Origin of the sequence: Carnobacterium alterfunditum DSM 5972, assembly GCF_000744115.1 — a bacterium.
GTDB lineage: Bacteria > Bacillota > Bacilli > Lactobacillales > Carnobacteriaceae > Carnobacterium_B > Carnobacterium_B alterfunditum.
The window spans coordinates 1,594,426-1,608,853 of record NZ_JQLG01000004.1; the positions used below are offsets into that span (position 1 = coordinate 1,594,426).

16 protein-coding genes are annotated in these 14,428 nt (G+C 35.5%); 9 read left to right on the forward strand and 7 right to left on the reverse strand.

The annotated features are described in order from the left end of the window. Nucleotides 1–35: 35 nt before the first annotated feature. Together BR50_RS07935 and BR50_RS07940 are read right to left on the reverse strand one after the other, a co-directional pair. Complete coding sequence (locus tag BR50_RS07935; protein ID WP_034547702.1) at nt 36–836, reverse strand: transporter substrate-binding domain-containing protein; 801 nt, start codon at nt 834–836, stop codon at nt 36–38. Between the two features lie 21 nt (nt 837–857). Further along, nucleotides 858–1,586 (reverse strand): amino acid ABC transporter ATP-binding protein, encoded by a 729-nt coding sequence (locus BR50_RS07940; protein ID WP_034547703.1) that lies wholly within the window; start codon nt 1,584–1,586, stop codon nt 858–860. A gap of 604 nt (nt 1,587–2,190) precedes the next feature. On the opposite strand from BR50_RS07940, the gene BR50_RS07945 reads away from it, so the two are divergent. Genes BR50_RS07945 through BR50_RS07960 form a run of 4 tightly spaced genes read left to right on the forward strand, consistent with a single transcriptional unit; the run spans nt 2,191 to nt 5,857 of the window. Then, the gene (locus tag BR50_RS07945; RefSeq protein WP_034547704.1) at nt 2,191–3,582 is read left to right on the forward strand and encodes a bifunctional metallophosphatase/5'-nucleotidase; all 1,392 of its coding nucleotides are present in this window, start codon (nt 2,191–2,193) and stop codon (nt 3,580–3,582) included. Between the two features lie 26 nt (nt 3,583–3,608). Continuing rightward, complete coding sequence (locus BR50_RS07950) at nt 3,609–4,433, forward strand: YutD family protein (RefSeq protein ID WP_051905770.1); 825 nt, start codon at nt 3,609–3,611, stop codon at nt 4,431–4,433. 30 nt (nt 4,434–4,463) lie between these two features. Further along, nucleotides 4,464–5,228 carry a TIGR01457 family HAD-type hydrolase gene (locus tag BR50_RS07955; protein ID WP_034547706.1) on the forward strand — a complete coding sequence of 255 codons (765 nt, stop codon included), beginning with the start codon at nt 4,464–4,466 and terminating at the stop codon, nt 5,226–5,228. Between the two features lie 44 nt (nt 5,229–5,272). Further along, nucleotides 5,273–5,857: a TIGR01906 family membrane protein gene (locus tag BR50_RS07960; RefSeq protein WP_051905823.1), complete on the forward strand. Its 585-nt coding sequence runs from the start codon at nt 5,273–5,275 to the stop codon at nt 5,855–5,857. 95 nt (nt 5,858–5,952) lie between these two features. On the opposite strand, the gene BR50_RS07965 is transcribed toward BR50_RS07960, so the two are convergent. The 3 genes from BR50_RS07965 to BR50_RS07975 all read right to left on the reverse strand — a co-directional run bounded on the left by BR50_RS07965 (nt 5,953) and on the right by BR50_RS07975 (nt 8,162). Further along, nucleotides 5,953–6,459, reverse strand: a complete 507-nt coding sequence (locus BR50_RS07965; protein ID WP_034547708.1) for a phosphatidylglycerophosphatase A family protein — start codon at nt 6,457–6,459, stop codon at nt 5,953–5,955. 52 nt (nt 6,460–6,511) lie between these two features. Further along, nucleotides 6,512–7,504, reverse strand: a complete 993-nt coding sequence (locus BR50_RS07970; RefSeq protein ID WP_034547710.1) for an NAD(P)/FAD-dependent oxidoreductase — start codon at nt 7,502–7,504, stop codon at nt 6,512–6,514. A 154-nt stretch (nt 7,505–7,658) separates the two neighbouring features. Further along, the gene (locus tag BR50_RS07975; RefSeq protein WP_034547712.1) at nt 7,659–8,162 is read right to left on the reverse strand and encodes a divergent PAP2 family protein; all 504 of its coding nucleotides are present in this window, start codon (nt 8,160–8,162) and stop codon (nt 7,659–7,661) included. Nucleotides 8,163–8,372: 210 nt separating this feature from the next. On the opposite strand from BR50_RS07975, the gene BR50_RS07980 reads away from it, so the two are divergent. Next, nucleotides 8,373–8,963: a peptidylprolyl isomerase gene (locus BR50_RS07980; protein ID WP_034547714.1), complete on the forward strand. Its 591-nt coding sequence runs from the start codon at nt 8,373–8,375 to the stop codon at nt 8,961–8,963. Nucleotides 8,964–9,053: 90 nt separating this feature from the next. On the opposite strand, the gene BR50_RS07985 is transcribed toward BR50_RS07980, so the two are convergent. Continuing rightward, a complete protein-coding gene (locus BR50_RS07985; RefSeq protein WP_034547716.1) occupies nt 9,054–10,235 on the reverse strand; it encodes a MalY/PatB family protein in 1,182 nt (393 codons plus the stop codon). 222 nt (nt 10,236–10,457) lie between these two features. On the opposite strand from BR50_RS07985, the gene BR50_RS07990 reads away from it, so the two are divergent. The 4 genes from BR50_RS07990 (at nt 10,458) to BR50_RS08005 (ending at nt 13,506) form a co-directional block, all read left to right on the forward strand. Next, nucleotides 10,458–10,847 (forward strand): CvfD/Ygs/GSP13 family RNA-binding post-transcriptional regulator, encoded by a 390-nt coding sequence (locus tag BR50_RS07990; RefSeq protein ID WP_034547718.1) that lies wholly within the window; start codon nt 10,458–10,460, stop codon nt 10,845–10,847. Nucleotides 10,848–10,902: 55 nt separating this feature from the next. Further along, nucleotides 10,903–11,286 carry a hypothetical protein gene (locus BR50_RS07995; RefSeq protein ID WP_034547721.1) on the forward strand — a complete coding sequence of 128 codons (384 nt, stop codon included), beginning with the start codon at nt 10,903–10,905 and terminating at the stop codon, nt 11,284–11,286. A gap of 132 nt (nt 11,287–11,418) precedes the next feature. Then, on the forward strand, nt 11,419–12,765 hold the full coding sequence (locus BR50_RS08000) for a glucose-6-phosphate isomerase (protein WP_034547722.1): 1,347 nt from the start codon (nt 11,419–11,421) through the stop codon (nt 12,763–12,765). 294 nt (nt 12,766–13,059) lie between these two features. Next, on the forward strand, nt 13,060–13,506 hold the full coding sequence (locus BR50_RS08005; RefSeq protein WP_034547724.1) for a hypothetical protein: 447 nt from the start codon (nt 13,060–13,062) through the stop codon (nt 13,504–13,506). 24 nt (nt 13,507–13,530) lie between these two features. Here BR50_RS08005 and BR50_RS08010 read toward each other — a convergent pair whose 3' ends face one another. Continuing rightward, on the reverse strand, nt 13,531–14,424 hold the full coding sequence (locus tag BR50_RS08010) for a LysR family transcriptional regulator (RefSeq protein WP_034547726.1): 894 nt from the start codon (nt 14,422–14,424) through the stop codon (nt 13,531–13,533). Nucleotides 14,425–14,428: the final 4 nt, after the last annotated feature.

The window sequence follows — 14,428 nt, forward strand, 5'->3', positions numbered from 1 at the left end:
AATGTACTGCTTTTTTACATGCAGCTCTAAGATGATCAGTCTAATTTAGGGATCCAATCAGCGTAAATTTCATCGTATACACCATTGGCTTTGATAGTATCCAAGGCTTCGTTTACTTCATTTAAAAAGGCATCCTGGCCTTTATTGATTGCAATACCATAAGGTTCTTGCGTAAAAATCCCACCAGCTAATCGGTAACCTGGGTTATCTGCAATGATCCCTAATAAAATAGCATTGTCTGTCGTAACGGCATCCCCTTGTCCGGATTGTAAAGCTGTAAATGCTTCAGAATAATTTTCTAATTCTAAAACATTCGCTTCAGGAGCCAATTCACGAATATTTTTTGCGGAAGTAGATCCTTTAACCGCTAGAACGGTTGTATCAGCAGATACATCGTCTAGACCTTGAATAGAGCTGTCGTTTGGAACTAGTAGAGCTTGCCCAGCATCAAAATAAACATTTGAAAAATTGACTTGTTCTTTTCGTTCTTCGGTAATCGTCATCGTCGCGATAATAGCGTCAATATTGCCGTTTTTTAATAGTGGGATACGCGTCTTAGAAGTTACTTCAACGAATTCAGCGTTAGCTGCATCACCGGTCAGTTCTTCTGTAATGGCTTTAGCAATGTCGATATCGAAACCACGGATCTCACTAGATTTGATATCATAAAGACCAAAAAGATTGGTATCCACTTTTACACCCCATGTAAGGGTTGGTTTTTCTTCTATGCGTTCTGTTATATCTACTGTAGCTGCACTCTGAGAACCACAGGCAGCAAGCAAAAAGACTGGCAGGAGTAAAAGAAGAAAAAGAGATGGCTTGTTTAATTTTTTCATCTGAAAAGTCCTCCTATTAAATTAATGATTGATAATTTTACTTAAGAATTGTTTGGCACGTTCATCTTTAGGATTTTCAAAGAACGGAATCGTTTCGCGATCTTCAAGGACTTCTCCGTCAGCCATAAAAATGACCCGGTCAGCCACTTCACGTGCAAATCCCATCTCATGGGTAACAACGATCATTGTCATGCCTTCTTTAGCTAATTTTTTCATAACGTCTAGCACATCTTCAATCGTTTCAGGATCTAATGCACTGGTTGGTTCATCAAATAATAAGACATCAGGACCCATAGCTAATCCTCGTGCAATGGCAATACGTTGTTGTTGTCCACCAGATAAATTAGAAGGGTAAGCATCTTTTTTACCTAGCATATTTACTTTTTCCAAAAATTTCTCGGCATCTTTTTGGGCCTCTTCTTTAGAGCGTTTCAATACTTTCATCGGTGCCAACATAATATTTTCTAAAACAGTTTTATGCGGATAAAGGTTAAAGTGTTGGAATACCATCCCAACATTTTTACGAATTTCATTAATATTCGTATTCTTATCATGAACATTTTGTCCTTCAATCAATAATTCTCCTTCAGAAATTTCTTCTAAACCATTGATACAACGTAGCATAGTACTTTTACCAGAACCAGAAGGCCCAATCACAACGACTACTTCACCTTTTTTAAAGGTAAGATTGATGTTCTTTAAGGCATGGAAATCACCATAATATTTTTCAACATTTTTAAATTCGATCATTTAGACACACTCCTTATTTGTTATATTTGAGTAGGTAAATCAAGAAAGATGAAAGGAGGGAACCCTTGCATATTCTTGATAGAGGAAAAAATTTTGAGCAATAAAAAAAGCTTAGAACAGATAAAGAGATTTCTAATGCTTACAGTAGATCTAGAGAGTATTCTATTTTTTTGTAAAGCATTTGTTCCTAGTTAGCAGGAATTCAGTTTTTTCGAATAAACGGACTGAACAGAATGGATGACTACACTATTAACTAAATTTATCAAGTTGAAAAATGAGATAAAAAATTCTAAGATCATAGAAATAGTATAGTGCACTAGCTATTTCTGTAATTATGAATGCTTCTCTTGATAAAACTAACGGACAAGAAAACAGCTGATTTTTGATACAAATTTATATGAAATATAGTAGCATTGAAAATTTTATCATTAAAGAAGATTCTTTGCAAATTATTTCGGTTTTTTTTAGTTCATCAAGTAACTGATTGAGTCTATTTCGTGTTAATTTGAATCGGTTAGTGTTTCTTCTTCAATACACAAGATATTTTTTTTGAAGATTGGTATAATGAAAGTAGTATAAATTTCTGAAATAAAGGGTGAAGCAAATGGAACGTGTCCACATTTATCATACAAACGATATTCATTCTCACCTTGAAAATTGGCCGAGGATATCTGCTTATCTACATGAAGAGTCTAAACGATTGAAACAAGAAAATGAAACAGTATTTTCATTTGATATTGGGGATGCTTGTGATCGAGTCCATCCTCTGACGGAAGCCACTGATGGAAAAGCCAATATTCGTTTATTAAATGAAGTGAAATATGATGCGGTAACGATTGGAAACAACGAAGGTATCGGAAGTTCAAAAAAACAATTGAACCATTTATATGACGAAGCCAATTTCCCAGTTGTGATTTCAAATCTATATGATTATAAAACAGGATACCCGCCGGAATGGGCAAAAATATTCCATATCATTCAAACAGAATCTGGTCATAAAATTGGTCTGTTCGGACTGACGGCCCCTTTTCCCACTAGTTATAAACCTATTGGATGGAACGTGAAAAACCCTGATGAAGTAATAGGGGACATCTTGGAACTTTTATCTCCTTTGGTCGATTCCATTATTCTATTGTCTCATTTAGGAATTGGTGAAGATCAGCGAATTGCTGAGATGTATCCTATGATCTCCGTTATTATCGGGTCGCATACGCATCATCTATTACCAAATGGAAAAAAAGTGCGGAATACGCTGCTAGCTGCTGCTGGAAAATATGGTCAATATGTTGGTCATATTGAATTGGAAATCGATGAAAATAAAATCATAACAGCTGAGGCAACGGTCAAAGAGATGGCTACGATGAAACCGCCTAAAAATGAAAAGTGGATAATTGAAGGTTATGAGACAAAAGGACATCAATTGTTAAATGAACAAGTAATTGCTACGATTCCTTCTAATTATTCTGTAAATTGGCAAGGCAATTCCGAGTTGGTTACACTAGGATTAGAGTCTCTTAAAGAATACGCACATACAGATGCAGCAATTTTAAATGCGGGTTTATTCATGCAGCCTTTAATTGAAGGAACAGTTACAAAGGATGCTTTGCATCAGGTTTTACCACATCCTATGCGCATCTTGAGGTGTACATTAGATGGAGAAAATCTGACCCGTCTTATTTATGAAATGGAAAAGAATCGCTTATTTCTGAGGAATTTCCCAATCAAGGGAATTGGATTTAGAGGCAAAGTTTTTGGCGAAATCTGTTACAATGGGGTAACTTATGATAAAATAACCGGTGAAGTCAATTGGCTAGGTGAACCGATAGAACCGGCTAAACAATATACATTTGCTACAGTAGATCATTTTATGTTTATTCCATTTTTTCCTACCATTGAAATCATAGGAACGAATGAAGTGTTGTTCCCATTTTTTATACGAAATGTCTTAGGCCAATATTTGAAAAAGCATTACCCGGCAAAAAAATCAGCCGAATGAATGGATGAAGAAAGCAGGTGAACGCGATGACAAGCGAAAACGAAACAACTAAAGAACAGACACAAGAGACACACCGACCTAAAAAAGAGGTTCATGCAAAAAAACGTCCGGTTAAACCAAGACCAAAAAAACGTGTAAAGGAAACACAACCATTTGTACCTAAAGCAGAAGAAACATTTGATACGGAAGATTTGACGAAGAATGAAATAGACAAAGAAGTCAATGGATTGGTCAACCCGGTTGAAGAACCAGTCGTTAAGAGAATCGATGCTACGACTATTATGATAGAAGATAAGAAATTCGAAATCGTCAAGGACTACCGAGAGGCGTTTGATTCGGAGCGATTGGGTGAGCGTTACAGCGAGATCCTAAACAAATACGATTATATTGTTGCGGACTGGGGATTTGAGCAACTACGGTTGAAAGGGTTCTATGATAACCGCAATCGAAAAGTACCACAAGATCAACGCATTGCAAATCTGCAAGATTATCTATATGAGTACTGCAATTTCGGCTGTCCTTATTTCGTTTTGCAACGGATCGATGATAAAAAAGAGCGGACAGCAACTAGTAAACCAAAAAGACGTAGAACACAAAAAAGTAAGAGCCCCACAAATGAAAAAGTAGTCAAACAAGTTCAAGCAAAAAATCCAGCTTTAAAACAAACTGATACGGTTAATTCAAAAAAAGCATCTGATAGAATGAAAGCAAAAAAAGATTTTGTCAAAAAAGAAATTTCGCCAGTTGAAAAGACGAGTGAAAAAAAAGTTTCAAAAGAAACAGTTGAAACAGTAAAAGATGCTAAAGGGAAACGTCAATACAGTATCCGTCGTAAAGTAGTTCCCAAATAAACAAATAAAACTAAAGGTTGGGTTAGGTAAATGAAATACAAAGGATATTTAATTGATTTGGATGGTACGATGTACCTAGGTAAGGAACCAATTCCAGCAGCTTCACGGTTCATTAAAAGACTGCAAGAAAATAAAATTCCTTATTTATTTGTGACAAACAATTCTTCTAAAACACAAAAAGAAGTAGCCGATAATTTGATTCAAAATTTTGGTGTTCAAACTGCTGAAGATGAAGTGTACACTAGCTCGCTAGCTACTGCAGATTATTTGACTTCATTAGGTGGAGGAAAAAAGGTCTATATTATAGGAGAAACAGGCATCAGGAGGGCTTTGAAAAATGCTGGTTTTGTTGAAGATGAAACGAATCCAGATTACGTAGTTGTAGGACTCGACCGACAAGTCACGTACCAGGACTTTGAAACGGCTACTTTAGCCATTCAAAAAGGTGCTCGTTTTATTGCAACAAATAAAGATACTAATTTACCGAGTGATAAAGGAATGGTACCTGGTGCTGGTTCGTTGGTGGCCTTATTGATAGCATCAACAAGAGTCCAACCCACTTTTATAGGTAAACCGGAAGCCATCATCATGGAAGCAGCTACTAAAACGATCGGCTTAACAAAAGAAGAAGTCATCATGGTAGGTGATAACTATGAAACGGATATTCTAGCAGGGATCAACAATGATGTGGATACGCTATTAGTACTGACTGGATTCACTTCATTAAAGGATTTAGAACATGTGGAACAACAGCCGACCTATTTATTGAATTCCTTGGATGAGTGGGTGTTCTAGTGAGAGAAAAAGGCTTGCACTTCATAGGAGTGATCTGCTTATTTTTGTTTATTTTATCGTTTTCTATTGCACTAACAATCAATTTAACACCGTTATACAATTTTGATATCAATTACTTAGGGATCTCTAAAAGTGTTGGTTTATCAAAGGAAACATTAATGGAAAATTATCGAGTACTGCTAAACTATCTGAACTTGCCTTGGGTATCCGAGTTGGATTTTCCAGATTTCCCGAGTTCAGAAAGTGGCTTGTTTCATTTCTATGAAGTCAAACGACTATTTATGTTGGACTATGTAATTGCTTTGGTCACTGCTATAGGATCTTTTTTCTATATTCGTTACATTAAAAACAATCAGCTGTTTTGGAAATTGGTTCGTCCGTTTCAACTAGGGATAGCTGTTCCGTTTGTTGTACTGTTCATGATAGCTGTTAGTTTTGATCAATTATTCGTAGCTTTTCATAAATTGTTTTTTAATAATGACGCTTGGTTGTTCAATCCGTCTACGGATCCGATTATTTTAGCATTGCCCGAAACATTCTTTATGCACTCCTTTATATTGGCTTTCGTGTTGATTGAAATTCAAATCATTTTTGGTTATTTTTATACTAAAAAGCAAGCTTTCAAATAAAATAGGGAATCTTCCAAAGTAAATAGTTGATAGGAAGCAAAGGAGGAGATCGAGACATTGTCTCGATCTCCTCCTTTGCTTATTTTTTTCGGGAATTATTGTGTGATCCTACTCTTTTCTGGTTGAGTATGTGCTAAACGACTAGCAGCTGCAGCAGCAATTGCTCCAATGATATCATCCAAGAAAGTGTGGACTTGATTGCCTTCATGTTTATTTAATTTGCCTAAAATACCAGGCTTGATTTTATCAATGTATCCGTAATTTGTAAAACCGATCGATCCATAAACATTTACAATAGAAAGGGCTAGGATCTCATCAATTCCATAAAGACCTTCATCATCAACAATAATATCTAATAGAGGATTCATTAACTGTTTAGTCTCTGCTAAAATATCCAATTGAATGCCTGTAAGAATGGTATTTTGAACTTCTCTTTTTTTAAGAACAGCTTCTACATGTTCCAAACAAAATTCAAGCGTTAAACCATTAATATATGGCTGTTGTAAGAACATCACCAATTCGGCAATATCTTTTAATTGAACGCCACGCTGTTCTAACAATTCTAAGGCTTTTTCATGTAACTCAGTTGTATCTTTTACCATTTATATCCCTCCAATTTAAGTATGGTTTAATTATACTAGAAAGGGTATCAAATCAAAAGAGACTCGTACTATGCATAGGTTGTACTCGTTCATCTGGATCAATGTAACTCATGGCATTATTGATGGCCGTCGGTGCTTCGCCAAACCCAGTGGCAATCAATTTTATTTTCCCATCATAAGTACAAATATCTCCAGCTGCATAGATCCCAGGAACAGTTGTCTCCATCTTAGTATTTACCGGGATTTCATTGCGGACAACGTCAAAGCCCCAATTTTTCATAGGTCCAATAGAAGAAGTGAAACCATAATTGATTAAAAAGTTATCAATTTCAAGTTCTTTCTCGTTTCCTCCTCGGACTTCTTTTAATTGAACAGATCGGATCTTTGAATGTTCTCCTTGAATAGCAAGTGGAATATAAGGTGTGATCACTTCAACACTCGATTGTTCTAACAAAGAAACACTATGTTCCAGTGCTCTAAATTTATTTCTTCTATGAATCAGGTAAACTTTTTTGGCAAGTGGTTCAAGAGCCAATGCCCAATCCACTGCGGAATCACCACCACCGCAAATAGCTACAGTACGATCTTTAAATTGTTCAATGTTATTGACATAATAATGCAGAGTTTCGCCTTCATAATCATCCGCTTGGTCTAACTCCAATCTGCGAGGTTGGAAAGCGCCATTCCCAGCCGTTATAATAATGGCTTTTGAATAATGAACAGATTTTCCAGTGGTCAATTCAAAAATTCCATTATCATTTTTAATGACGTCGATAACTTCTTCTTCTAAACAAATCGTCGGATCAAAACGAGAGATCTGAATGGATAGATTGTCTATCAGTTCTTGTCCTTTAATTATAGGAAGCGCCGCAATATCATAGATATCTTTTTCAGGATACAACATACTTAGCTGTCCGCCTAATTGAGGCAGACTTTCAATTATTTTAACTTTTGCATTTCGCATACCGCCATAAAAAGCAGCGAACATGCCAACAGGTCCGCCGCCGATAATTGTAATGTCAAAGATTTCTTGAGTAGTATTCAAAACTAAATTCCTCCATAAATGCAATTTTTCATTCAAATTATTTTAAAGTATAGTGTACTAGATATAAGTAGTCATAGACACAAATAAAAATAGTCCTTTAACTGGGTATCTTTTTCAAGACAGCTAAAAGGACTAATAGATAGGGTCAAGAAAATTATATAAGTGAAAAATAAGTCAATACAGCTCTTGTTGCAAAAGCGACAAGAATACCGGTAAGGATACCAAAAGAAACTTCGATTGGTTTATGCCCAAGATATTCTTTTAAATGTCGTTCTTTTTGTTCTTTAACAAGGACTGTCGGTTCATGAGACAGTTTGACTACTTTTTTTCTTAACATGTGGAAATCAATTACTAGTTGATTCAATAAGACTCCTTGTTCGCCACTTTGTCTACGGACGCCCATAGAATCGAACATGACAATAACGCCAAAAGTACTCGCTATGGCTACAAAAGGAGAAGCGACACCATATTGTAAAGCTAAAGCTGTGATAAGGGCAGCTACGGCAGCTGAGTGTGAACTTGGCATTCCACCAGTAGAAGTAGCTAATGCCCAAGTTGTTTTCCTTTGTAATAGAAAAGCTACTGGGATTTTAATCAATTGTGCAAATGTAATAGCTGTAAAAGCCGCAATAAGCGGAAAATTCGTCAAAATAAGCATCGTGTACCATCCTTTTAGAAATCTCAATATTATTTTCTTATCATACCATGAAATGAACTTTTCTTTGCCAAAAAATATTTAGGAAAGATAAAAAAAAAGAGCAAAGCAGTTGTTTTCTAGGCCCATGGATAAAAAATGACTAAAAAAATAGCAATACAAGTAAGAATTCGGTATGATAGAGAAGTAAATATAAAATAGGAGGACGATAAAATGTCTGAATTTCCACAATTATCAAATGAAGTAGCAGAAAATGAAAAAGTTGCTACACTTAAAACAACTATGGGTAATTTGAAAATTAAATTATTTCCTGAAGTTGCCCCTAAAGCTGTAGAAAACTTTGTTAAGTTAGCCGAAAGCGGCTATTACAATGGAATTATTTTCCACCGTGTTATCCCTGATTTCATGATCCAAGGTGGAGACCCAACTGGAACTGGTATGGGCGGAGAAAGTGTTTGGGGAAGTGCTTTTGAAGATGAATTCTCAGATAAAGCATTTAACCTTAAAGGTGCTCTTTCTATGGCAAATGCAGGTCCTGGTACAAACGGAAGCCAATTCTTTATCGTATCGGCTTCTCAAACACCAGCAAACATGATAGGTCAACTTGAAGCTGCTGGTTATCCTGCAGAAATCGTTGAAGCATACAAAGAGAATGGTGGAACACCATGGTTGGACAACCGTCATACTGTTTTTGGTCAAGTAATTGAAGGAATGGATGTTGTAGATGCGATCCAAAGTGTAAAACGCGGACCTCAAGACAAACCAGTAAACGATATTGTTATCGAAAGCATTGAATTAGCGTAAAAAAAAATAAGCTAGGGAAAGCCTTCTAGTTAAATAGAAAAAATGATGATTGAGTTTTCTCAGTCATCATTTTTTCTGTTTTTTTTTATTTTAACCAGTTGGATGATCAAAAGCATACTTTATGCGATCCAATCCGTCGATAACTACTGCATGAGGAGCAGCAAAGTTTAAACGCATGTATTGTGCTCCGGCGGGACCATAAGCTGAACCAGCATTTAAACCGATTTTGCCAACCTTTGCAAAATGGTTGGTCAAGCTCTCATCAGGAATACCTATAGTAGAGCAATCGAACCAGAATAAATAAGTTCCTTGAGGTTTCATATAGGAAACCTCAGGTAATTCAGTATCAAAAAAAGTGCAAATAGTATCTAAGTTGATTTTTAAATAAGCTAAGAGTTCTTCTAACCAAGGACCGCCAGTTGTAAAAGCCGCTTCTGTAGCTGCATAGCCAAACGTATTGATGCTGTTTTGTTCAGTTTTTGCTTGGGCCAATACCAAGGCACTTCGCAACGTTTCATTTTGTACAAAAATCATAGAGTTTTTAGTACCTGCTAAATTAAACGTTTTAGTAGCTGCGGTAAGAGTTATGACGAATTCTTTGTACGCTTCATTGATGGCGGCAACAGGAAAAAAACTCTCGGGTTGATAAACGAGATCTCCGTGTATCTCATCGCTGCATAAAAGAACTTGGTATTTTTGGCAAAGATCCGCTAATTGAACCAATTCTTGTTTTGTCCAAACGCGTCCCCCAGGATTTTGCGGATTACTTAAAATAAACAATTTTATATTTTCATGAATAAACTGTTGCTCTATGTCCTTGAAATCCATTTTGAATAGACCGTCTATACTAATTAATGAAGATCGAATCACTCTTCGGTTATTCAACGTCACCATAGATTCAAAAGGATTATAAACGGGATCATGGATCATTACGGCATCTTGTTCTTTTGTAAACGTTTGGATCAACAAGGCAATACTTGGGACAACTCCAGGCGAAAATAAAATATCATGAGCGGTTAAAGCGAAATTATGGTGTTCTTCTTGCCAATTAATAATAGTTTGATAAAGAGTATCAGGAGGAAAAGTGTACCCTAAAATACGTTGATCTAATAATTTCTGTAGCTCATCTAAAATCAAAGGCGGATTTGCAAAATCCATGTCTGCTACCCACATAGGTAAAATAGGTTCATCACCAAATAATGTTTTTGGATAGCCCCACTTGATACTATTCTGTTCATGTCGATCGATGAATTCATCAAAATTAAAATCCATATATATCTACCTCCCCCATTCAAAAATTTAGCTATCAGCGCTTTAATAAGTATACTAATAAACGCAATAGATACCAAATTTGTTTGCGGTAGGTTACCAAATGGATCAAAAAAATCAAAGTAACGTTAAAATGAAAACGTATTCCAGACACGTATTGTTGTTATTTGTGCTAAAATAAAATTATAATAAAAAACTCTAGAAATGGATAAGTGAGGTGATAGGATGAGGTATAAAATCGGAATGGTCGTTAAAGGCAAAATTACTGGAATTCAACCTTATGGTGCATTTGTTTCTTTAGATGAAGAAACACAAGGGCTTATCCATATCTCAGAATGCAAACATGGTTTTGTTAAAGACCTAAGTGAAGTATTAGCAGTTGGAAACGAAATTGAAGTAATGGTACTCGATATTGATGAATATACAAAAAAAATCAGTTTATCTTTGAGAGCATTAGAAGAAAGTACGACATTTCAATACTATTATAAAAAGAGACGACAACATCATGAAAAATTTGGAGCGCTAGGTTTTGACACAATAAAAGAGTCGATACCTAAATGGATAGAAGAAGCAAAAGAAGATGAAAAAAAACAGAATCAGGTTTTAAAAGGATAATTGACCTATTGCAAACAAAAAATGCGTTTAAAACTATAGGCAGAGGTGTAGACTAATGACAGAAAAAAGATGGGTAGCTGGGACTATTATGGCCAAAGACCCAGAAGGTAAATATGTTTTTTTGGTAAAAAAAGAAACTGATATGGATTTTTTTACTGCTACTGAAATCAATAGTGCTAAAACAGGTTTAGCTAGTATAATAGATAAACTAAAAACTGTTTTACCGATTGAAGCATCCGACTTAAAATTATATGAACTGACAAATGCAATAGTTAATGACGACCGCATCCCTTTATTCGTTTTTGAATTTCTTAATGAAGAAGTCAATTATAGACTGTTAACTGAAAATAATGATAGATCTCTTTTCTGGCTGGATTCTGATGAACTTACAAAGACATTGGAAAGATGGGAAATTTCAGGAGTGCCGCAATTTAAATAAGATGATTTTTACCGGTATGTCTCATTAGCGAAATGCCGGTTTTTTCTTGCTTTTTTTTACTAAAACAACTAAAGTTAAGAGGTATGGGGATATTGTCTTTATCCTTTAAAACAATTAATTGGAGGGATTTACGTGGGTCACATTAAATTCGATTATTCAAATATTGAAAATGTTGTACAGCCGCATGAATTGACAAACTTACAACAACAAGTTACCACTGCAGACGAAATGCTGCGCAAAGGAACTGGAGCAGGCAACGAATACCTAGGTTGGATCGATTTGCCAAAAAATTACGATAAAGAAGAGTTTGGACGCATTAAAGCAGCTGCTAAGAAGATCCAAAGCGATTCAGAAATTCTTGTTGTTATCGGAATCGGTGGATCTTATTTAGGTTCAAAAGCTGCAATTGATTTTCTAAATCATTCTTTTGTTAACTTACTTGATAAAGAAGCTCGCAAAGCACCGCAAATTCTTTTTGCTGGAAACAGCATTAGTTCAAGTTACCTACACGACTTGATTCAAGTCATTGGAGACCGTGATTTTTCAGTTAATATCATTTCTAAATCTGGTACAACTACTGAACCGGCGATTGCTTTTAGAGTATTTAAAGAACTGCTAGAAAAAAAATATGGTTCAGAAGAAGCGAAAGCACGAATTTATGCTACTACTGATAAAGAACGTGGAGCTTTGAAACAAGAAGCAAATGCACAAGGTTATGAATCATTTATCATTCCTGATGATGTTGGTGGACGTTTCTCTGTTTTAACAGCAGTAGGTTTATTGCCAATTGCAGCTAGCGGAGCAGACATTGATCAATTGATGAAAGGTGCTGCAGACGCATCTGTTGAATTATCTAGTGATAAAATCGAAGAAAATGAAGCTTATCAATACGCAGCATTGCGTAATATCTTATACCGTAAAGGAAAAGATACTGAAATTTTAGTTAATTATGAACCATCATTACAATATTTTTCAGAGTGGTGGAAACAATTAGCTGGAGAATCAGAAGGTAAAGACCAAAAAGGAATCTATCCTTCAAGTGTAAACTTCTCTACTGATTTACATTCAATGGGTCAATACATCCAAGAAGGACAACGCAATATCTTTGAAACGGTTATTAAAGTTGCTAAACCAAAATTCGATATGGCTATCCCAACTACTAAAGAAGATTTAGACGGATTAGGCTATTTAGAAGGAAAAGGTATTGATTACGTAAATACCAAAGCTTTCCAAGGAACTCTTTTAGCTCATACTGATGGAGATGTGCCTAACATGATCGTAACGATTCCTCAACAAGATGCGTATACATTGGGTTACATGATGTACTTCTTTGAAATCGCAATTGGTTTATCTGGTTACTTAAATGGCGTAAATCCATTTGACCAACCAGGTGTGGAAGCATACAAGAAAAATATGTTTGCTTTACTAGGAAAACCAGGATTTGAAGAATTAGGTAAAGAATTAAATGCACGTCTATAATCAACAGATTAATAAAATAATAACTATTTAAAAAATAAAAGGTCTTAGCTTTCTCTTCTATCATAAGATAGGAATAGAGGTGCTAAGGCTTTTTTTTGAGTTGTATTAAATAGCTCATCTTAACAAAGAAAGCTGATAGAACTATATTTAGACAAATTGCTAACTCATTATTGGGCATGGAACATTTTCTGAATCTTGGTTTCAGGGCATTATTTCCAACGGTTTCCTGCTCTATGTGTGCTGTAGTGTTGGAAATATGATAGGATCAACATATAAGAAAGGGGAGTGATCGTAATGGAAAAAATAAGGAAAAGTAGTTTAATGAAGTATATTCTTGGAGTTCTATTGTTTATTATCTATGTGGCAGCTGATTTGACCATGGATAAAATGTTGTTCCCAATGCTAACAGAATCGCAGAAAGAACAGCATATTGAAATTGTTTCCAAGTATATGATTCTTTTAAACCTAGTATGGGTTTGGCTAGTAGGTTATATCTTATCTAGACAAATATTGAAGAAACATGAGAATAAGCTAGTGAAATTAACAACAATTGTCTTCGGGAGCGCTCTAGTTGCAACTGTTGTTTTTTCATTTATATCCTTACCATTGATTTGGACTGCGTATACGGTTCCGTTATTAGCACCTATATGTTTATTTTTTCATGACTATGGTCTTTTTGCCTACTTTGTTATTATGATACCTATACTTAGTTACAGGTATTTTAAAAAGCCTAGCCAATGATTTGCCGCTTAAAAGGTGGATGTATTACTCTCCGCCATAAGATTCTGCGAGTTCGATCATGGTTTTATTGAATTCGGTTTGAAAATGGTTGGTGTTGTTAAGTTTTTTATTTACGATAAGACTAATGTAAAAGTAGGGTGCATTTTCAATAGAAACTCTGACTAGCCTAGGGTGATCTTCTACTAATATATCACTCATAAAAGCAAGCATGTCAGTTGAAGAAGCAATGGATAGTGCAGTCTGGATTTCTTTAGTGTAAAGGGTTTTCGGCTGTTCAATGTGGCTGTCTTCAGTCCATTGTTCAAAAATTCGCTGATGAGTGTAACCTTGTTCCAATGAAATGAATAGTTCATCCTGAATTTCGGCTGCTGTAACACTATCTTTCTTAGCTAAGTGGTTTTCAGGTGATACCCAGAGTGCCACTTCTTCTTTTTTTAAAAGAATCTGCAATAAATTATCGTCTGCAAAAGTAGGATGATCACTTCCAATAATGGCTAAAGGAACCTGTCCTGATTTTACCAACTGCAACATCAAATCTGAACTTTTTTCTTCGATGAGTTTCATAGAGGCGGAAAATTTAGTCAAATGAGGCATTAGCCGACCCATAAATTGGCCACCAATAGTTGGCAAGAAACCAAGGTAAACCACTTGGTTTTTTAAATCATGAATTTCTTCTGTTACAGTATGGATGGTTTGTAAAATTTGCGCTGAATGTTTGTACAATACTTCACCAGTTTCAGTTAGGTTTAGGTTCTTGTGAATTCTTTTTCTATTTATTAAGACGGTATCTAGATCTTTTTCCAATCGTTTTAGAGACATTGAAATAGAGGGCTGAGATACATAGAAATGCTCTGCAGTTGCGGTGAAACTTAAAGTCTCAGCTAAGTAGTTGAAGTAAACTAAATCTTGTAAATTCATGGTG

Excerpts from the sequence above, each read along its gene's own strand:
- BR50_RS07935 (WP_034547702.1), bottom strand. The coding sequence starts at position 836 with ATGAAAAAATTAAACAAGCCATCTCTTTTTCTTCTTTTACTCCTGCCA.
- BR50_RS07940 (WP_034547703.1), bottom strand. The coding sequence starts at position 1,586 with ATGATCGAATTTAAAAATGTTGAAAAATATTATGGTGATTTCCATGCC.
- BR50_RS07945 (WP_034547704.1), top strand. The coding sequence starts at position 2,191 with ATGGAACGTGTCCACATTTATCATACAAACGATATTCATTCTCACCTT.
- BR50_RS07950 (WP_051905770.1), top strand. The coding sequence starts at position 3,609 with ATGACAAGCGAAAACGAAACAACTAAAGAACAGACACAAGAGACACAC.
- BR50_RS07955 (WP_034547706.1), top strand. The coding sequence starts at position 4,464 with ATGAAATACAAAGGATATTTAATTGATTTGGATGGTACGATGTACCTA.
- BR50_RS07965 (WP_034547708.1), bottom strand. The coding sequence starts at position 6,459 with ATGGTAAAAGATACAACTGAGTTACATGAAAAAGCCTTAGAATTGTTA.
- BR50_RS07975 (WP_034547712.1), bottom strand. The coding sequence starts at position 8,162 with ATGCTTATTTTGACGAATTTTCCGCTTATTGCGGCTTTTACAGCTATT.
- BR50_RS07980 (WP_034547714.1), top strand. The coding sequence starts at position 8,373 with ATGTCTGAATTTCCACAATTATCAAATGAAGTAGCAGAAAATGAAAAA.
- BR50_RS07985 (WP_034547716.1), bottom strand. The coding sequence starts at position 10,235 with ATGGATTTTAATTTTGATGAATTCATCGATCGACATGAACAGAATAGT.
- BR50_RS07990 (WP_034547718.1), top strand. The coding sequence starts at position 10,458 with ATGAGGTATAAAATCGGAATGGTCGTTAAAGGCAAAATTACTGGAATT.
- BR50_RS07995 (WP_034547721.1), top strand. The coding sequence starts at position 10,903 with ATGACAGAAAAAAGATGGGTAGCTGGGACTATTATGGCCAAAGACCCA.
- BR50_RS08005 (WP_034547724.1), top strand. The coding sequence starts at position 13,060 with ATGGAAAAAATAAGGAAAAGTAGTTTAATGAAGTATATTCTTGGAGTT.
- BR50_RS08010 (WP_034547726.1), bottom strand. The coding sequence starts at position 14,424 with ATGAATTTACAAGATTTAGTTTACTTCAACTACTTAGCTGAGACTTTA.